Source organism: Novosphingobium capsulatum NBRC 12533 (assembly GCF_001598375.1).
GTDB lineage: Bacteria > Pseudomonadota > Alphaproteobacteria > Sphingomonadales > Sphingomonadaceae > Novosphingobium > Novosphingobium capsulatum.
This window is the reverse complement of the sequence record NZ_BCYV01000023.1, coordinates 1-17,589: the sequence shown is the minus strand read 5'-3', so window position 1 is coordinate 17,589 and position 17,589 is coordinate 1. Positions and strand designations below refer to the sequence as shown.

At 66.5% G+C, this 17,589-nt stretch carries 19 protein-coding genes; 9 read left to right on the top strand and 10 right to left on the bottom strand.

The genetic code is table 11. The features are described 5' to 3' along the window. Positions 1–24 precede the first annotated feature (24 nt). The 3 genes from SCA01S_RS18435 (at position 25) to SCA01S_RS18425 (ending at position 3,720) form a co-directional block, all read left to right on the top strand. A complete protein-coding gene (locus SCA01S_RS18435) occupies positions 25–441 on the top strand; it encodes a DUF2946 family protein (protein ID WP_022675224.1) in 417 nt (138 codons plus the stop codon). Positions 442–517: 76 nt separating this feature from the next. After that, positions 518–2,596 carry a TonB-dependent receptor gene (locus SCA01S_RS18430; protein WP_062788088.1) on the top strand — a complete coding sequence of 693 codons (2,079 nt, stop codon included), beginning with the start codon at positions 518–520 and terminating at the stop codon, positions 2,594–2,596. Positions 2,597–2,598: 2 nt separating this feature from the next. Then, positions 2,599–3,720 (top strand): PepSY-associated TM helix domain-containing protein, encoded by a 1,122-nt coding sequence (locus SCA01S_RS18425; RefSeq protein WP_218016418.1) that lies wholly within the window; start codon positions 2,599–2,601, stop codon positions 3,718–3,720. On the opposite strand, the gene SCA01S_RS18420 is transcribed toward SCA01S_RS18425, so the two are convergent. Further along, positions 3,692–4,261, bottom strand: coding sequence for a TlpA family protein disulfide reductase (locus SCA01S_RS18420; protein ID WP_245652770.1), 570 nt, complete (start codon positions 4,259–4,261; stop codon positions 3,692–3,694). The genes SCA01S_RS18425 and SCA01S_RS18420 overlap by 29 nt on opposite strands. 52 nt (positions 4,262–4,313) lie before the next feature. Between SCA01S_RS18420 and argH the strand changes: the two genes are divergently transcribed. The 4 genes from argH to SCA01S_RS18400 are packed head-to-tail and all read left to right on the top strand — an operon-like array spanning position 4,314 to position 8,064. Next, the gene (gene argH / locus SCA01S_RS18415) at positions 4,314–5,690 is read left to right on the top strand and encodes an argininosuccinate lyase (RefSeq protein ID WP_062788086.1); all 1,377 of its coding nucleotides are present in this window, start codon (positions 4,314–4,316) and stop codon (positions 5,688–5,690) included. Between the two features lie 4 nt (positions 5,691–5,694). Then, the gene (locus SCA01S_RS18410) at positions 5,695–5,961 is read left to right on the top strand and encodes a hypothetical protein (protein ID WP_022676859.1); all 267 of its coding nucleotides are present in this window, start codon (positions 5,695–5,697) and stop codon (positions 5,959–5,961) included. Between the two features lie 32 nt (positions 5,962–5,993). Beyond that, positions 5,994–7,253, top strand: a complete 1,260-nt coding sequence (lysA, locus tag SCA01S_RS18405; protein WP_062788084.1) for a diaminopimelate decarboxylase — start codon at positions 5,994–5,996, stop codon at positions 7,251–7,253. Between the two features lie 31 nt (positions 7,254–7,284). Continuing rightward, positions 7,285–8,064, top strand: a complete 780-nt coding sequence (locus tag SCA01S_RS18400) for a precorrin-2 dehydrogenase/sirohydrochlorin ferrochelatase family protein (RefSeq protein ID WP_062788083.1) — start codon at positions 7,285–7,287, stop codon at positions 8,062–8,064. Here SCA01S_RS18400 and SCA01S_RS18395 read toward each other — a convergent pair whose 3' ends face one another. Genes SCA01S_RS18395 through pyrE form a run of 9 tightly spaced genes read right to left on the bottom strand, consistent with a single transcriptional unit; the run spans position 8,065 to position 14,445 of the window. Next, positions 8,065–8,490: a PaaI family thioesterase gene (locus SCA01S_RS18395; RefSeq protein WP_022676861.1), complete on the bottom strand. Its 426-nt coding sequence runs from the start codon at positions 8,488–8,490 to the stop codon at positions 8,065–8,067. It abuts the gene before it with no gap. Next, positions 8,487–8,948 carry a PaaI family thioesterase gene (locus SCA01S_RS18390; RefSeq protein ID WP_084391119.1) on the bottom strand — a complete coding sequence of 154 codons (462 nt, stop codon included), beginning with the start codon at positions 8,946–8,948 and terminating at the stop codon, positions 8,487–8,489. Before SCA01S_RS18390 ends, SCA01S_RS18395 begins: the two co-directional genes overlap by 4 nt. 48 nt (positions 8,949–8,996) lie before the next feature. Then, the gene (ruvX, locus tag SCA01S_RS18385; protein WP_022676863.1) at positions 8,997–9,464 is read right to left on the bottom strand and encodes a Holliday junction resolvase RuvX; all 468 of its coding nucleotides are present in this window, start codon (positions 9,462–9,464) and stop codon (positions 8,997–8,999) included. After that, entirely contained in the window at positions 9,461–10,591 is a 1,131-nt protein-coding gene (locus SCA01S_RS18380; RefSeq protein ID WP_157089037.1) for a DUF3089 domain-containing protein, read from the bottom strand. The genes ruvX and SCA01S_RS18380 overlap by 4 nt, the downstream gene beginning before the upstream one ends. Before the next feature lie 4 nt (positions 10,592–10,595). Next, complete coding sequence (locus tag SCA01S_RS18375) at positions 10,596–11,729, bottom strand: AI-2E family transporter (RefSeq protein ID WP_062788081.1); 1,134 nt, start codon at positions 11,727–11,729, stop codon at positions 10,596–10,598. 29 nt (positions 11,730–11,758) lie between these two features. Then, complete coding sequence (gene lepB / locus SCA01S_RS18370) at positions 11,759–12,637, bottom strand: signal peptidase I (RefSeq protein WP_062788079.1); 879 nt, start codon at positions 12,635–12,637, stop codon at positions 11,759–11,761. Then, complete coding sequence (gene acpS, locus SCA01S_RS18365) at positions 12,634–13,068, bottom strand: holo-ACP synthase (RefSeq protein WP_062788078.1); 435 nt, start codon at positions 13,066–13,068, stop codon at positions 12,634–12,636. The genes lepB and acpS overlap by 4 nt, the downstream gene beginning before the upstream one ends. A 31-nt stretch (positions 13,069–13,099) precedes the next feature. Further along, positions 13,100–13,843 (bottom strand): pyridoxine 5'-phosphate synthase, encoded by a 744-nt coding sequence (locus SCA01S_RS18360; RefSeq protein WP_327195967.1) that lies wholly within the window; start codon positions 13,841–13,843, stop codon positions 13,100–13,102. 17 nt (positions 13,844–13,860) lie between these two features. Further along, on the bottom strand, positions 13,861–14,445 hold the full coding sequence (gene pyrE / locus SCA01S_RS18355) for an orotate phosphoribosyltransferase (RefSeq protein WP_062788075.1): 585 nt from the start codon (positions 14,443–14,445) through the stop codon (positions 13,861–13,863). Positions 14,446–14,729: 284 nt separating this feature from the next. Between pyrE and coxB the strand changes: the two genes are divergently transcribed. Then, on the top strand, positions 14,730–15,626 hold the full coding sequence (gene coxB, locus SCA01S_RS18350; protein WP_022676870.1) for a cytochrome c oxidase subunit II: 897 nt from the start codon (positions 14,730–14,732) through the stop codon (positions 15,624–15,626). A gap of 28 nt (positions 15,627–15,654) precedes the next feature. Beyond that, complete coding sequence (ctaD, locus tag SCA01S_RS18345; RefSeq protein WP_062788074.1) at positions 15,655–17,343, top strand: cytochrome c oxidase subunit I; 1,689 nt, start codon at positions 15,655–15,657, stop codon at positions 17,341–17,343. Positions 17,344–17,589 lie beyond the last annotated feature (246 nt).

Genomic DNA, 17,589 nt, shown 5'->3' with positions numbered 1-17,589 from the left:
GCGCCCGCTTATGCCGCGTGTCGCATGATTGCTCTTCGCGCCTTCCTGTTTCGGCATTCCGCCCTGGCCCTGTGGCTGGTCGCGCTGTCGTTGGCGATGAAGGCGCTGGTTCCGGCTGGCTACATGCCCGGCAGCCAGACGCGCAGCTTTACCATCCAGCTCTGTTCCGAAGGGATCGACGGACGCCATGACCTGGTGCGCCAGGTGGTGGTGCCGGTGAAGGATGGCGCGGAAAAGGGCGGTGCCAGCCATGCCAAGGCGCAGGGCACCTGTCCCTATGGCGCGCTGGGCCATGCCCTGCTCGGCGGGGCCGATCCCGTGCTGCTGGCCGCAGCGCTGGCCTTCATTCTCGCCCTGGGCTTTGCCGCCACCCCCGTGCCTGCGCCGCGCCGGCGCGCGCATGCCTGGCCGCCACTGCGTGGCCCACCCCTGATCGCCTGATCCACGCACGCTGCCCGCTGCCGGGCGGCATCATCAGGTTCAGGCCGGCCACTGGCGCCGGACAGGGGATAGTTTCATGCAGATTTCGTGGGGCGCGTTGCCATGCGCGCTTGTCTTCGCCATGCCCGCGCAGGCCGCAGCGCCTGCGCCAAGCGCAGCGCCAGGCCCGGTTGCCGGCAGCGATACGGTCGATACCGGCTTTTCCATTGGTGAACAGATCGTGGTGTCGGCGCGATCGATGGCGGCCTCTTCGCGCAACGTGCTGACCTCGATCGACCGCATGGGCGGCGATGTCGCGCAGAATGCCAACGTCAACTATGCCTGGGAACTGGTCGGCCGCCTGCCGGGCGTGATGCTGACCAACTTCAACCAGGGCACCACCAGCGGCAAGTTCAGCTTTCGCGGCTTCAACGGCGAGGGGGAAATCAACGCGGTCAAGCTGTTGATCGATGGCGTGCCGGCCAACAGCAACGACGGCAACATGCCCTATATCGACAGCGTCTTTCCGCTCGATATCGCCGGGATCGAGGTGGTGCGCGGCACTTCCGATCCGCGCTATGGCCTGCACGCCATTGCCGGCAGCGCCAATATCCAGACGCGGATCGGCGGCAATTACCTGGAAGGCAAGGTTTCAGGCGGCAGCTTCGATACCTATGAGGCGCAGGCCGTAGCCGGGATCGAGCGCGGTGGCTTCAGCCAGAATTATCTGGCGGCCTGGCGCCAGGCCGGTGGCTGGCGCGATCATGGCGCCCTGACGCGGGGCAGCCTGGCGGGCAAGTGGTTCTTCCGCCCCAATGACACCCTGCGCGTGGGCGCGATCGCGCGGTGGTATCGCGGCACGGCCGATGAACCGGGCTATCTCACCTTGGAAAACGCCGCGGCCCATCCGCGCATGACCAATGCCTACAACCAGACCGATGGCGATACCCGCACCGTGGCTCAGGGCAGCCTCCATCTCGACGCCACGTTCAGCGACAGCCTCGATCTTACGGCCAAGGCCTATGCCAACCGGCTGCGCGATGATCGCTACGTCAAATTCTCGGCGGCCACGTCGCAGCAGCGGCGGATGACGGACGAGGACCACTACGGGATCAGCGGCGCGCTGCACTGGCACACGCACGTGGCCGGCACGCCGGTCATGGCCGAACTGGGTGGCGACATGCAGTGGCAGGACAATGTCTCGCGCCGCTACAATACGGTGGCGCGGGTGGTGTCGGCGCAAACGCGCGACCAGGCCTTCACGCTCGATGTCGGCGGGATTTACGGGTTGCTCACTCTGGAACCCACCCGCTGGCTGACGATCAGCCCGGCCTGGCGGCTCGATTGGGTGGGGGGCACGTTTCACAACCGGCTGGCCGGCACGACGGCACCGATCAACGCCTATGGCACGATCAGCCAGCCCAAGCTGCAGGTGGCGATCACGCCGGTCGATCAGGTCACGCTCTATGGCAACTATGGCAAGAGCTTCCAGATCGGCACCGGATCGGGCGCCTATCTGATCCCGCCGCGCACCACCAACCTGGCGCCCTCGATCAATGCCGGCTGGGAGGCGGGGATCAAGCTGCGCCCCATGGCCGGGATAGAAACCCGCGTCGCGCTGTGGCTGCAGGATGCCAGTGGCGAGATCAAGCGCAAGCTCAACGATCCGCTGGGCGATAGCGAAAACGTCGGGGCCACCCGCCGGCGCGGGGTGGACGTGCAGGTCAATCTCAAGCCGGTCAAGGCAGTGTCGGCCTGGGGCGCGCTGTCGTGGCAAACCTCGCGCATCCGCGTCGCTGATCCGGCCACGCCGGGTTACCTGGGGCACGAGATCGACCATGTGCCGCACTGGCTGTGGTCGGGCGGGGTGGATTTCGCCCCGGCGGCGCGCTGGCGCCTGTCGCTGTGGGGCAATGGCCAGTCCAGCTATTGGCTGAATGCGGTCAACGATCCAGCAGTGGGCAAGTTCGGCCAATATGCCGTGTTCAATGCCGAAGTGGCCTTCCGCCCGATCGACAAGCTGGAACTGGCGTTGACGGGCAAGAACCTGCTCGACCGCCGTTACGAATATGTCTGGTACGATGCCACGGTCACGGCGGCGCAAAGCCGCTCTCCCACCTCGCACAGCCCGGCCGAAGGGCTGGGGCTGACCGGCAGCGCGCGCGTGCGGTTCTGATCGTGGGCCGCCGCATCCTTTCGCCGCGCGCCTGGGTGCGGCGGCTTCACCTGTGGCTGGGGCTGTCGCTCGGCGCGCTGATGGTCCTGGCCGGGATCACCGGCGCGCTGCTGGTCTTCTATGTCGATATCGACCGTGCGCTGCACCCGGCCGTGCAGGTGACAGGGCGCGCCGGCCCGGTTGATTGGGATCGTGCCGCCGCAACCCTCCATGCCGCGTTCCCCGCCCGCACCGGGCCATGGCGGCTGGAACTGACCGGCAGCGATGGCGCCATCCCTGCGCGCTATTATCACCCGGCAGAGCGGGCCGGTGCTGGCCATGCGCCGCTGCTGGCCTGGCTTTCGCCCGATGGCCGCCGCGTGCTGCGCGCCGAATTCTGGGGGGATGGTGGCATGACCTGGATCTATGACCTGCACTATTGCCTGCAACTGGGGCCGGTCGGGGGTACGATCTTTGGCTGGGCCGGGCTGGCACTGGCAGTGCTCTTGGCCAGCGGACTATGGGCATGGTGGCCGCGCGGCGGCTGGGCCAAGGCGCTGCGGTTCAAGCCGCGCGCTGCGCCCGTGCGCCGTTTGTATGACTGGCACAAGCTGTCCGGCCTGGCCGGTGCTCCGCTGCTCCTGCTGCTCACGCTTACCGGCGTCATGCTGGCCCTGCCGCAGGAAACCGGCCACCTGCTGCGGCCCGTGCTGGGCGGCGCGCAAGACGTGCCGGGCCAGATCGCCGATGGCGCCCCCGGCACGCCCGATATCGCAGTGTCCCGTGCGGTGGCCCTGGCCCAGGCGGCCTTGCCCGGCGCGCGGGCGGTCTGGATCGAATTGCCGGGGCAGGGGCAGGGCGCCTATCGCGTCCGCCTGGCCCAGATGGCTGATCCGTCCCCCCGTTTTCCGCATAGCTGGGCGGTGATCGACCGGCATGGCGGCGCCGTGCTTGGCGTGGCCAACGTGGCGCAGGGCGGGCCGATGGACGTGCTGCTCAAGTGGCTGCACCCGTTGCACGACGGCTCTGCTGCCGGGCTGCCGTTGCGCATGCTGGTGGTCGCGGCCGGGCTGGTGCCGGCCGCGCTCTACATCACCGGGCTGTGGCGCTGGTGGCTCAGGCGCCGCCCTGGGTTGCGGCCTTGATCAGGGCGGCGGCATCTGCCCCGGTCCAATCGAACGCGCCTACCACGCGGCCCACTTCCTTGCCTTTCGCGTCATAGACCACGGTCGTGGGCAAGACGCCGGTGCCATAGTGGAACGACAGGTCGTTGTCGGGGTCGAGCAGCATCTGCACATGGGCCAGGCCATGCTCGGCCTTGAAGCCCTTGACCTTGTCGACCTGCCCGGTGGTATCCTGCGAGACGGTCAGCACGCGCAGACCGCCGGCGGCCAGCTTGTCGAGCGTGGGCATTTCCACCACGCAGGGGCCGCACCAGGTGGCCCACAGATTGATCAGCACGGGCTTGCCGGCCAGGTCTTTGGCGTTGATCTTGCCGCCTTCGGGCGTGGCCAAGGCAAAGGCGGGCATGGCCGAACCCTTGTGGCTGAGATCGACCTTGCCGGCGGCGGGTGCAGCGTCGCCACCCCCAGCATCCGCAGTAGCGGCGCTGGACGGTTGCGCCGGCGGGTTTGCTTGCCTATCGCAGCCGCCAAGCGTGGCTGCGGCCAGCGCACCCAGAATCAACGACGGATAGGGCGGACGAGCGGACATGAGTGGCAATTCGGGCTCCAACCAGATGTGGGGCGGGCGTTTCGCCGCCGGCCCTTCGGCCATCATGCGCGAGATTAACGCCTCGATCCCGTTCGACAAGGCGCTGTGGCGCCAGGATATCGCCGCGTCAAAGGCCCATGTGGACATGTTGGCCACCCAAGGCATCGTGGAAGCGCAGGATGCCGCGCTGATCGCCCAGGGGCTGGATCAGGTGGCGGGCGAATACGAAGCCAATGGCGTGCCCGAAGACTGGGACCTTGAAGACATCCACATGACCACCGAAAGCCGGCTGGCCGAACTGATCGGCCCGGCGGCGGGGCGCCTGCACACCGCGCGCAGCCGCAACGATCAGGTGGCCACCGATTTCCGCCTGTGGGTGCGCGATGCGATCGACCAGGTCGATTCGGGCCTGCTCGCCTTGCAGACCGCGCTGGTGGCGCGCGCGGGCGAGCATGCCGGCTCGATCATGCCCGGCTTCACCCACTTGCAGACCGCGCAGCCGGTAACGCTGGGCCACCACCTCATGGCCTATTACGAGATGATCGGCCGTGATCGCTCGCGCTTTGCCGATGCCCGCGCGCGCATGAACCGCTCGCCGCTAGGCGCGGCGGCGCTGGCCGGCACCGGCTTTCCCATCGACCGTTTCCGCACCGCGCAGGCGCTGGGTTTCGACGGACCGACCGACAACAGCCTCGATTCGGTATCCGACCGCGATTTCGCCCTGGATTACCTGATGGCGGCGGCGCAGTGCTCGCTGCATCTCTCGCGCCTGGCCGAAGAATTCATCATCTGGGCCAGCCAGCCGTTTGGCTTCGTTGCCCTGCCCGATAGCCTGTCGACTGGCAGCTCGATCATGCCGCAGAAGAAGAATCCCGATGCGGCCGAACTGGTGCGCGGCCATTCGGGCCGGATCGTCGGCTGCCTCACCGCGCTGATGATCACCATGAAGGGTCTGCCGCTCGCCTATTCCAAGGACATGCAGGACGACAAGCCGCCGGTGTTCGAGGCAGCCAGCCTGCTGGCGCTGTCGATCGCGGCGATGACCGGCATGGTGGCCGAGGCGCGTTTCCGCACCGATCGCATGCGCGGCGCTGCCGAACTGGGCTATGCCACGGCGACGGACCTGGCCGACTGGCTGGTGCGTCAGGCCAATATTCCTTTCCGTGAGGCGCACCACATCACCGGCAGCGCGGTGAAACTGGCCGAAAGCCGGGGAATCGCGCTTGATCAGCTGCCGCTGGAGGATCTCAAGGCCATTGATGCGCGTATCGATGAACGCGTCTATGCCGCGCTTTCGGTCGAAGCATCGGTGGCGGCGCGTTGCAGCCATGGCGGAACCGCCCCGGCCGAGGTAAGGAAGCGTGTGGCCCAGGCGCGTGCAGCGCTTGGCCTGGAGGAGTAATCGCTTGATCCGCCCCACTGCCCCCAAAGCCGCTGGCATTGTGCTCGTTGGTCTTGCTGCCCTGGCCCTTGCCGGGTGCGGCAACAAACGCGAGCTGAAACCGGCGCCGGGGCACGGCCTGCCGCCCGCGCCCTATGGCCGGGAGCAGAGCCGCGGGGCGGACGCGCTGTTGAAAGCGCCGATCCAGGCCAAGCCCGATCGCAACGTGGAATTGCGCAGCCGCTCGCAAGAGCGCGAAGACGACCCGTTCGATCTGCCGCCCGAAGAATAACGCGTTTTCAACGACCATTCTCGAGAGTTTCGATGGACCACTTTCACCAGGTGAACGGCGTGCTGCACGCCGAAGATATTGCCCTGCCCATGCTGGCCGATGCCGTGGGCACGCCGCTCTATGTCTATTCGCGCGCCACGCTGACGCGCCACGCCCGCGTGTTCCGCGATGCGCTGGCGGTCCTGCCGCGCGTCAAGCTGGCCTTTGCCGTCAAGTCCAATCCCAACCTTGCCGTGCTCAAGGTCCTGGCCGCCGAAGGCTACGGCGCCGACGTGGTTTCGGGCGGTGAGATGGAGCGCGCCCTGGCAGCCGGCATGGCGGCCGAGGGCATCGTCTTCTCCGGGGTGGGCAAGACCCATGCCGAACTGACCCGCGCGCTGGAGGCGGGCATCGGCCAGTTCAACCTGGAAAGCGAGGAAGAAGGCCTGGAACTGGCGGAAATCGCCGTGGGGCTGGGCAAGACCGCGGCCTGTGCGCTGCGCGTCAACCCTGACGTCGATGCCGGCACGCATGGCAAGATTTCCACCGGCAAGGCGGAAAACAAGTTTGGCGTGCCGTATGATCGCGCTGCAGCGATCTATGCCAGGCTGGCGACCACGCCGGGCCTGGCCATGCGCGGCCTGGCGCTGCATATCGGCAGCCAGCTGTCGCGGCTCGATCCGCTGGAGGCAGCCTTTACCAAGATCGGCCAGCTGATGCAGGCGATCCGCGCGGCGGGCCATGCCGTGACGCACATCGATTTCGGCGGCGGCGTGGGCGTGCCCTACAAGGCCGGGGAAGTCTTTCCCCAGCCCGAAGACTATGCCGCGATGGTCGCCCGCGTGACACAGGGCTGGGACATTACCGCGATGTTCGAACCCGGCCGCGTGATCACCGGCAACACCGGCGTGCTGATGACGCGGGTGGTGCGGGTGAAGGAAGGCGTCGGCGCCCCGTGGGTGGTCGTCGACGCGGCCATGAACGATCTGGCGCGCCCGGCGCTCTATGATGCCTGGCACGATTTCGCGGCGGTTTCTCCCAATGGCGAAACGATGGAGGCCAATATTGTTGGCCCGATCTGCGAATCGAGCGACACCTTTGCCATGGGCCGTACGATCGATGCCGTGGCGCGGGGCGATCTGGCCGTGTTCCGCACGGCTGGCGCCTATGGCGCGACGATGGCCAACACCTACAATTCGCGGCCCCTCGTGCCCGAAGTGATGGTGGATGGCACGAAGTGGGCGGTGGTGGCCGACCGGATCGAGCCAGCCACGATCCTGGCGGCCGAACGCGTGCCCGAATGGCTGGCCTGACGCCATGCCTGTGACCCGCTAGGCCGCTGCCATGAGCTTGCCCGCGCTGCCCCTGTTCCACCGTATCGCCGGCCAGCCGGTGATCGTGCTGGGCCATGGCGATGCGGCGCAGGCCAAGGCGCGGCTGGTGGAGCGCGCTGGCGGCCAGGTGGTGGATGATCTTGCCCACGGCATCGATATCGGCGCGCGGCTGGCGTTCATCGCCCATGACAGTGCCGATGCCTGCATGGCCGATGCCCTGCGCGCGCGGGGCGCCGGCTTGCTGGTCAATGTGGTGGATCGCCCGGCGCTGTGCGATTTCACCACGCCGTCGCTGATCGATCGCAGCCCGGTGGTGGTGGCTGTCGGCACGGCGGGCGCGTCGGCGGGGCTGGCCAAGCACGTGCGGCTGCGGCTGGAACGCGCGCTGCCCCAGGGGCTGGGCGCGCTGGCCAATGCGCTTTTTGCCGCGCGCGATGCCTTGCGCGCGCGCTTTCCCGATGGCGCCGATCGGCGCCGCGCGCTTGATGGCGCGCTGGCAGAGGGCGGCCCGCTCGATCCGATGGTGGAGCATGCACCCGCCGCGGTGGAGGAATGGCTGGCAGGTGCGGCCGAAGTAGCGGCAGCGCACCATGTCATCGTGCTGCGCTCGGACGATCCGGAAGACCTTACCCTGCGCGAGGCGCGCCTTCTGGGCATGGCCGATGCCGTGGTGGCCGATGCCGCTGTGCCGCTGGCTATCCTGGTGCGCGCACGCGCCGATGCGCAACGCCTGCCGCCCGGTGCAGCGTTGCCCTCTGGCCTGACCGTGGAACTGCGCCTGCCCGGCTAATCAGCCCTTGGGCGCTGCTAGGTGAAAGTTCATCCAGCAGCTGGCGATCGGTACGGCGCGGTCGCTCTGCCAGGCTTCCACCCGCACATTGGCCACGCGCCGCCCGGCGCGCACCACCTGGCCTATGGCGTAGACCGGCTGTGGCAGCCCGGCGCGCAGGTATTCGATCGAGATGTTGATCGGCTTCATCCGCTGGTTCACCCCGTTCCGCGCCAGATGGACAGAGAGGGCAGCAAACCCGGCCATTTCCAGCAGCCCGCCAATCGCGCCGCCGTGCAGAAATCCGGGGCGCCCTTCTGAATGGGCGCCAAACTGCATGGTGACGATCGGGCTGCCGTCTTCGTCCGCCGCCAGGGTCATGCCCATGGCCAGGGCAAAGGGCGGCAGGGTGAACAGGACGCTGCCATCGCGTTGGCCCTCGCTCATTCGCTGTCTCCCAGCACCATGAAGATGGCGGCCGCGTGGGCCAGCGGATCGGCCATATCCCCATCGTGGGCCAGCGCCCGCACGAATGCCAGGTCGCCGCGCAACTGATAGCATTCCGCCCGCGCGATCACGCTGCGTCCCGGTACGGCTGCCCGGACATAGTCGATGCGCAAGTCCAGCGTGACATGGGGGACGAAGCATCCCCGCCGCGTCCAGATCGCCATCGAGGTGCAATTGTCGAACAGGCTGATGATCGGGCCGGAGGCCAGCACGCCCTTGTTGCCCGCTCCCACCAGATCCTCGCGCCAGGGCAATTCGGCTTCGAACCAGTCGGGACCATGGTCGCCATAGCGCATGCCGAGAAAGCCGCCGTGGCCCAGCTTGCTCAGCAGTTCGCCCGCCACGGCCGGATCAAAGGGGCCCTGCTTGCGCCAGGTGAAAGGTTCGTGTTCTGCCATCGCTGTTCCTTGCCGCAATGTCGACCGGGGTTCAACCGATTGGTTAAATCACAGCACCCCGCCGGCCAGCGTGTCGATCGCGGCCTGCAGGATCAGCGCGGCGGCATGCGAATCGATGCGCTGGGCGCGCTTGGCCCGGCTGAAATCCTGCTCGATCATCGTGCGCTCGGCCGCTTGGGTCGACCAGCGCTCGTCCCACATCAGGATGGGCAGGCCCAGGTCTTCCAGGTTGCGCGCCATGGCGCGGGCCGATTGGCTGCGCGGGCCATTGCTGCCATCCATGTTGAGCGGCAGGCCGATGACCAGGCCCTTGACCCCGCGCTGCGCGATGATGTCAGCCAAGGCTGCCTTGTCCTGGGCAAACTTGCGGCGGATCACGGTTTGCCCGGCGGTGGCAAAGTGCCAGCCGGCATCGCACAGCGCCACGCCGATGGTCTTGGTGCCGGGGTCTAATCCCATGAGCACCCCGCCCATCGGCAGGGCGGCGCGCAGGTCGGCGACATTTTGGGTGATCATTGGGTTCCTCCGTCCCAGGCCTGGTGCCAGGCGGCGCTGCGACGCAGGGCATCGGCGCGCAGGTTGGCCCAGAACAGCGGGATATCGTAGACATGGTAGGTGTTGCCCGGCAGCACGAACAGCCCGATGTGCGGCGGCGGCCCGATCAGCAACAGCCCGCGCGCATCGCACCGCGCCGGCACGAGGCCAGCTACCAGCGGCCCGGCGCGCTCGGTCTCGCTATCGTTTGCATCGGGCAGCAGCGTGCCGCGGTTGGCCTTGCGCGTGGCAACGCCGCCTTGCGTGCCGGTCAGCGGATTGACGCAGATCAGCGGGCCCTGGCCTGGCGCGTGATCCGGCCAGCGGTGATAGGCGCCGATCAGCAGGGTGGGATCGGCCGGTTCGGCAAAGCTGAGCCAGCCGACCAGGCATCCTGCCTGATCGGGCGCCGTGCACGGGGCAAAGCCGGTGTCCGCCGCAGCCGTTGCCGCCACGATGGGCCAGCCAATGGCATAGGCGGCCACCACGCGTCGCGCCACCGGGCGTCCCTGCACACTATCGTGCAGCAGGCGGGCCACGGCCCAGGCGCCCTGGCTGTGACCGGCGATGATGATCGGCGTCTGCGGGGGCAGGGCCGCCAGGAACGCGGCAAAGGCCGCGTGAATGTCGGCATAGGCCAGGTCCATCGCTCGCTGGCGATCGGCACCGTCGGTCAGGAAGGCACCCAACGCGGCCTGGCGATAGCGCGGCACCCATACTGGCCCCACCGCGTTGAACGCGCTGGCCGTGGCCGCCACCAGAATGTTGGCGCGCCGCTGCGAATCGATATCGGCCAGCGGCGCATTCCAGTGGTTGCGGCTGAGATAGGTGGTCGAATGCACGAAGAACACCGCCGTATCCCCGCTGGGCGGGGCGGGCGTGCCCGGTGGCAGCCACTGTGCCGGGTCATTGGCCATGCCGGGCCGGGCCAGCCACATCGCAGGATCGGCATAGGCATTGCGCGCTGGCGGCGCGCCCGGCTCGAACGCGTGGATGGGCGCAAAGGCATAGCGCGAGATTTCTGCCGAGCACTGGCGCAACACGCCAAGGCACAGCAAGGCCAGCACCACGAACAGCGCGCCGGCCTGAACCACGCGCTTGATCACCATGGCATCATGTGGCCAGCGCGGGGGTTTCACCCGGGGCAGTTTCGTCCCGCTCGTCGTCGTTGCGCTCGGCCTGCCGTTCCAGCGCGATCTTGATCATCGCCACGATCGGATCGGCCAGCGCCAGGCCCAGGATGCCAAACAGCACGCCAAAGATCAGCTGCGCGCCCAGTACCATCGCCGGGGCAAGGTCGGCGGTCTTCTTGGCCACCATCGGCACGATGATGTTGCCATCCACCGTCTGCACCACGAGGTAGACGATGATGCAGTAGATCCCCATGTCGGTGCCGCCCGAAAAGCCCACCAGCACCATCAGCAGGCCGGACAGCGGCGCGCCGATATTGGGCAGGAACACCAGCAGCCCGGTAAGAATGCCCAGCAACGCCGACATCGGCACGCCATAGACGGCCAGCAGCAGCCAGGTTGCCAGCCCTTCGGTAAACATGCCGATCATGCGCCCGAACAGCAGCATGCGCAGCGACTTGCCCATGCGTTGCAGCGTCACCTGGAAATGCGGGCGGCGATCGAGCGGGAACAGCCAGGCAAAACCGCGCCGATAGATGTCAGGCTCCAGCACGAAATAGATGCCCAGGATCACGATCAGGAAAAACGTGGTGAACCCACCGAAAATTCCCCCCAGCGCCTGCGTGACGGGGCCGACGCCGCCTATCACCTGCTCGGCGATCTTGGAGACATCAGCCTGGCCCACGTTGATGCCATGGCCGTGCAGCCAGGTCAGCGTACGCTGGGCCTGGCCCTGGATGATATGCGGGAATTGCGCCGCCTGGGCTGCGATCTGGTTGCCGGCAAAATAGCCCAGCCACACCAGAAAACCCACAGCGGCCAGTAGTACCAGTGCGATCCGCAATGCGCGGGGGCCAGGGATGATCCGGCCCAGCAGGCGCTGCCCGCCCTCGATCAGCGAGGCAAAGACCACCCCGCCAAAGATCACCAGCAACGGCTGAGCCAGGAACACGGCCAGCACCACCAACGCGGCAATGCCGATCCACACAAAGGCCTTCTTGGCCTCCTGGCGAACCGTATGGTCAGTAATGTCGGTCGGGCCAGGCGCGTTCGCCTTGGTCGTGCCGCCGGCCGGCGGGTTGGCGGAGACAGAAATGGTGTCGGCAGAATCGGACATCGCGCGCAAGCTACCCCCGCAGCAAGAGTTCAGGAAGCCGGAACGAATTGTGGCAGCCCCTGTTCCGCGCGCAGGCTGGTTCCACCGCGGCCGTGGCGCAGCGCATGCCACCAGGTCGCCGGATTCCACGTTTCGCTGCCATCCAGGGAAACCGTCACGAACTCGGCCCGGCCACCCACGTCGGCTAGCGGCACTGGGCCGCCCAGGCCCTTGAGCGCCAGCGGTTCGCGGCTGTCGGCGGAATGGTCACGGTTGTCGCCCATCAGGAAGACATGGCCGGCCGGCACCGTCACCTCGGCATAGTCATCGAGCGGCTGCTGCTCATGGTCGATGATGCGATAGGTCGCGCCATTGGGCAGCGTCTCACGCAGGATCGGCAGCTCGCAGAATTGCCGGCCCATCGCGTCGCGAAAGCGCAAGCCGGGAAAATCGGTGGGATCGCACGGTTCGTTGGCATCGACCGGCAGATCGAGCGGCGCTTCCACCACTTGTGGCACGGGCCGCCCGTTGAGGATGATCTGGCCATGGACCACGGCGATGCGGTCACCCGGCAGGGCGACGACTCGCTTGATATAATCTTCGTTGCTGCCGCGCGGCACCACGATCACGATGTCGCCATACTGCGGCGTGGCCGGGAACAGCCGCAGCGACGAGCGCGGCAGCACGTGGAACGATGGCGACACCCACGACCAGCCATAGGGATACTTGGAAACCACCAGCCGATCGCCCACCAGCAGGTTGGGCATCATCGACATCGACGGAATGTAGAACGGCTTGGCCAGCAGGCTGTGGAACACCAGGACAGCCAGCAGCATGCCAATCAAACCGCGCAGTTCCGCCCACCAGTTGACGCGCGCGGGCCGGGCTTCGGCCTGTTCCGGTGGCAGGCCGGTAACGCCATCGCTCATGCCGTGTCTCCTTCGCCCGAGTGGCCAAGGTCCAGCGCAATGGCCTCGATCACCACGAAGGCCTGGGCCCAGGGATGATCATCGGTCATCGTCAGGTGCACCACGGCCTTGTGGCCGGGCGGGGTGATCGCGGCCAGCCGTGCCGCCGCGCCGCCGGTCAGGGCCAGCGTCGGCGCCCCCGAAGGCGCGTTGACCACGCCGATGTCCTTCATGAACACCCCAGCCTTGAAGCCGGTGCCCACCGCCTTGGAATAGGCTTCCTTGGCGGCAAAGCGCTTGGCCAGGGTGCCGGCGCGGGTATAGGGCCGGCGCGCTGCTTTGGCCTGCTCCACCGGGGTGAACACCCGCTCGACAAAGCGATCGCCGAACCGCTCCAGCGATTGCTGGATGCGCTCGATATTGCACAAGTCGGAACCCAGGCCGATGATCATGCGGGGTCTTCCTTCCAGCCGCGTGGCGGGTTCAGCGCACTTCGTCCATCAGCGTGCGCATGCGCCGCACGGCTGCTTCCAGACCCACGAAGATCGCCTCGCCGATCAGGTAATGGCCGATGTTGAGCTCGGCCAACTGCGGGATGGCGGCCACGGGCTGCACGTTGTCATAGGTCAGGCCGTGGCCGGCATGGGGTTCGATGCCGTTCTTGGCGGCCAGGGCGGCCATGTCGGCCAGGCGCTTGAGTTCGCTCGCGCGGGCCTCGCCCTCGGCATGGGCATATTCGCCGGTGTGCAGTTCCACTACCGGTGCGCCCAGCTTCATCGCCGCTTCGATCTGCCGCGCATCGGGCGCGATGAACAGGCTGACGCGGATGCCGGCGTCGGCCAGGCGCGAGACGATCGGCGCCAGGCGGTTGTGCTGCCCGGCGGCATCAAGGCCACCTTCGGTGGTGCGTTCCTCGCGGCGTTCGGGCACGATGCAGCAGGCATGCGGCTTGTGGCGCAGGGCAATCGCCAGCATTTCGTCGGTGGCGGCCATTTCCAGGTTCAGCGGCAGGTTGGTCGCCGCCTGGATGCGGGCCAGGTCCTCGTCGCGAATATGGCGGCGGTCCTCGCGCAGATGGGCCGTGATCCCGTCACCGCCCACGTCGGCCACGATCTGCGCGGCGCGCACCGGATCGGGATGGTCACCGCCGCGCGCATTGCGGATGGTGGCCACGTGATCGATGTTGACGCCCAGTCGCAGCCGGGCGGGCGTGAACAGTTCGCTCACCGCCATATTCTCCTGTCTTACGGTTGTGCCCGGCTGCCGGGCTTGATCGCGGGCACTGCGGCCAGCGCGGGCGGCAGTTCATCGGGCGCATAGGTCGGGAAATTGAGGGAGACGAGCGGATAGAACGGCACACCCAGGTCCACCGCGCCGGCCGACCTGTCGACCAGGGCCGCCTCGGCGATCACCACGCCGCCGGCTTCTTCCACGGCCTTGATCGCCTCGCGGCTCGACAGGCCAGTGGTGACGACGTCTTCGACCATCAGCACCTTTTCGCCCGGCGTCAGGGTAAACCCGCGGCGCAGTTCGAACGTGCCGGTTGGCCGTTCCACGAACACCGCTTCCACGCCCAGCGCACGGCCCATTTCGTGGCCGATGATCACCCCGCCCATGGCCGGGGCCACCACCTTGGCAATCTGCTGGCGCACGTCGCGCGGCAACTTGGCGGCCAGCGCGCTGGCCAGGCGCGAGGCGCGCATCGGGTCCATCAGCACGCGCGCGCACTGCAGGTAGTGGGCGCTGTGGCGGCCCGAAGAGAGCAGGAAATGCCCTTCAAGCAAGGCCTGGCTGGCACGGAATTCGGAAAGGATGTCTTCTTCCTGCATGGCTCTGGTTCGCTGGTCCTGCCTGTTCGCCGTCTTGGCGTGCTGGGGTTTGCCCTGTGCCATGGGCGCTGGCGCGGCAGGGGGCAAGGGTTTTTCGCCCAGTGGCAGGCCTGCGGCGGGCGGGCTTGAACCAAGGGGCAATGCTTTCCTGTCGCCTTGGTGAACGTCTCAACTTGTGGCTCAGGACAAGGCCGCGTATAGCCGGGTTCAATCGAGGGAATTACAATCAGTGCACGCAGACCTCGAAACTGGCGTGTACGCGGGGAAGAGCGGAACAAGCGACGATGAGTCCAATCGAATTCGTCCGCCATGCGGGCACAGCGTTTCGGACCGCCGGTCATGTCCTGGCAGGCATTGCAGCAACAACCGCAGCCGCGGCGCCTTCGCTGGCGCTGGCTGCCGCCACCTATGTCCCGGCCAAGCCGGTGCCCGGCAAGGGGCAACCCGTTCCGGGTGGCTGGACCTTCCAGGACCAGTATTCGCCGATCGGCCAGGAAGCGCTGAAAATGCACGATTACCTGCTGATGCCGGTAATCACGGTCATTGTCCTGCTGGTCCTGTTCCTGCTCATTGCGGTGATGGCCAAGTTCAACCGCCGCGCCAACCCGGTGGCCTCCAAGACCAGTCACAACACCTTGATCGAGGTGATCTGGACCCTGGTTCCGGTGCTCGTCCTGGTAGTGATCGCGGTCCCCTCGATTCGCCTGCTCGCCCACCAGTACGAGCCTGCGCCCAAGGGCGCACTGACCGTCAAGGTCACCGGCTATCAGTGGTACTGGGGCTATACCTATCCCGACAACGGCGGGTTCGAGGTGATCTCCAACATGCTGCCGCCGGCCGAGGCCATCAAGCGTGGCGAGCCGCCGCAGCTTGCCGCTGACAACCGCATGGTCGTTCCGGCCGGGGTGCCGATTCGCCTGCAGACCACCGGGTCTGACGTGATCCACTCGTTCTCCGTGCCCTCGCTCTGGTTCAAGCTGGATGCCGTCCCGGGCCGGATCAACGAAAAGGTCATGATGATCAACAAGCCCGGCGTCTATTACGGCCAGTGCTCCGAACTGTGCGGCGCGCGCCACGGCTACATGCCGATCGTGGTCGAAGCCGTGACCAAGCCCCAGTTCGACGCCTGGATCAAGAGCCAGGGCGGTACGGTGGGCGGCGCAGCCGCTCCGGCCGCCTGAACGACAATCGGAAAGAGGATCGCCCGATATGGCCACCATTCCCGCCGATCATGAAAGTTTCGATGCGCATCACGACCATGCGCATGATCACGATCACAAGCCCAGCTTCTTCGCGCGCTGGTTCATGTCCACCAACCACAAGGACATCGGCACGCTCTATCTGATTTTCGCGGTCTTCGCCGGCGTTGTCGGCGGCGCGATCTCGGGCATCATGCGCGCCGAACTGGCGCATCCCGGCATCCAGTACCTCGGGTTCTGGACTCGGTTCGTCGGCGGTGATGGCGCCGATCTCAACCAGACGCTGCACATGTGGAACGTGCTGATCACCGCACACGGCCTGATCATGGTGTTCTTCATGGTCATGCCGGCGCTGATCGGCGGGTTCGGCAACTGGTTCGTGCCGATCATGATCGGTGCGCCCGACATGGCCTTCCCGCGCATGAACAACATTTCGTTCTGGCTGACTTTCTCGGGCTTCTGCTCGCTGATGATCTCGCCGTTCATGCCCGGTGGCACTGGCCATGGCGCGGGCACCGGCTGGACTGTCTATGCACCGCTTTCCACATCGGGATCGGTCGGTCCGGCGGTCGATTTCGCGATCTTCTCGTTGCACTTGGCCGGGGCTGGCTCGATCCTCGGGGCGGTGAACTTCATCACCACCATTTTCAACATGCGCGCGCCGGGTATGACCCTGCACAAGATGCCGCTGTTCGTGTGGTCGGTTCTCGTCACCGCGTTCCTGCTGCTGCTCGCCCTGCCGGTGCTGGCTGCGGCCATCACCATGCTGATCACCGACCGCAACTTCGGCACGACGTTCTTCGATCCGGCCGGCGGCGGTGACCCGATCCTCTACCAGCACCTGTTCTGGTTCTTCGGCCACCCCGAAGTCTACATCATGATCCTGCCGGGCTTCGGCATCATCAGCCAGATCATCTCGACCTTCTCGCGCAAGCCGGTGTTCGGCTATCTCGGCATGGCCTATGCCATGGTCGCCATCGGTCTCGTCGGGTTCATCGTGTGGGCCCACCACATGTACACCACCGGCCTCGACGTGAACACGAAGATGTATTTCACGGCCGCGACGATGGTCATCGCCGTGCCCACCGGGATCAAGATCTTCTCGTGGATCGCCACGATGTGGGGCGGGTCAATCGAGTTCAAGTCGCCCATGGTCTGGGCCATCGGCTTCATCTTCCTGTTCACCATGGGTGGCGTCACCGGCGTGGTGCTCGCCAACGGCGGCATCGACGACAATCTCCAGGATACCTACTACGTCGTCGCCCACTTCCACTACGTGCTGTCGCTCGGCGCGGTCACGTCGCTCTTTGCCGGGTTCTTCTACTGGTTCCCCAAGATGAGCGGCCGCATGCACTCCGAGTTCCTCAGCCACCTGCAGTTCTGGGTGTTCTTCATCGGGGTGAACCTGATCTTCTTCCCGATGCACTTCCTGGGCGTGCAGGGCATGCCGCGCCGCTATCCCGATTACGCTCCCGCGTTCGAGTACTGGAACCACATCGCCACGATCGGCTACATGATCATGGCCGTGTCGATCGTGATCTTCCTGGTGAACATCATCTACGCCTTCGTCGCCGGCAAGAAGGCTGCGCCGAACTATTGGGGTGAAGGCGCCACGACGCTGGAATGGACTCTGTCCAGCCCGCCGCCGTTCCACCAGTTCGAAACGCTGCCGGTGATCGAGGATACCCCGCATCACTGATCGCCACAGGGCGAGTGCAATTGATCAAACCCCGCAGCGCAAGCTGCGGGGTTTTTTCGTTTCTTTTTGCGCAGTCTGAACGGGAAGGGCGCCGGAAACGGCGAATCACAACGGTGATTCTCCCGGCATGTTTCGCTTCAGCCATAGTAAAATGCAGAAAAATTTCGCGCCAAAACGCCCATGACACCGGGGTTTTACGGTCAGTCTGCACCCCTGTGGAAAAATGGCCGTTGACGGTTGGGTGAG

Coding starts and splice junctions, on each gene's coding strand:
- lysA (WP_062788084.1), top strand. CDS start 5,994: ATGGACCACTTTCACCAGGTGAACGGCGTGCTGCACGCCGAAGATATT.
- ctaD (WP_062788074.1), top strand. CDS start 15,655: ATGGCCACCATTCCCGCCGATCATGAAAGTTTCGATGCGCATCACGAC.
- SCA01S_RS18395 (WP_022676861.1), bottom strand. CDS start 8,490: ATGAGCGAGGGCCAACGCGATGGCAGCGTCCTGTTCACCCTGCCGCCC.
- pyrE (WP_062788075.1), bottom strand. CDS start 14,445: ATGCAGGAAGAAGACATCCTTTCCGAATTCCGTGCCAGCCAGGCCTTG.
- SCA01S_RS18400 (WP_062788083.1), top strand. CDS start 7,285: ATGAGCTTGCCCGCGCTGCCCCTGTTCCACCGTATCGCCGGCCAGCCG.
- SCA01S_RS18430 (WP_062788088.1), top strand. CDS start 518: ATGCAGATTTCGTGGGGCGCGTTGCCATGCGCGCTTGTCTTCGCCATG.
- acpS (WP_062788078.1), bottom strand. CDS start 13,068: ATGATCATCGGCCTGGGTTCCGACTTGTGCAATATCGAGCGCATCCAG.
- coxB (WP_022676870.1), top strand. CDS start 14,730: ATGAGTCCAATCGAATTCGTCCGCCATGCGGGCACAGCGTTTCGGACC.
- lepB (WP_062788079.1), bottom strand. CDS start 12,637: ATGAGCGATGGCGTTACCGGCCTGCCACCGGAACAGGCCGAAGCCCGG.
- argH (WP_062788086.1), top strand. CDS start 4,314: ATGTGGGGCGGGCGTTTCGCCGCCGGCCCTTCGGCCATCATGCGCGAG.
- SCA01S_RS18375 (WP_062788081.1), bottom strand. CDS start 11,729: ATGTCCGATTCTGCCGACACCATTTCTGTCTCCGCCAACCCGCCGGCC.
- SCA01S_RS18390 (WP_084391119.1), bottom strand. CDS start 8,948: ATGGCAGAACACGAACCTTTCACCTGGCGCAAGCAGGGCCCCTTTGAT.
- ruvX (WP_022676863.1), bottom strand. CDS start 9,464: ATGATCACCCAAAATGTCGCCGACCTGCGCGCCGCCCTGCCGATGGGC.
- SCA01S_RS18380 (WP_157089037.1), bottom strand. CDS start 10,591: ATGGTGATCAAGCGCGTGGTTCAGGCCGGCGCGCTGTTCGTGGTGCTG.
- SCA01S_RS18435 (WP_022675224.1), top strand. CDS start 25: ATGATTGCTCTTCGCGCCTTCCTGTTTCGGCATTCCGCCCTGGCCCTG.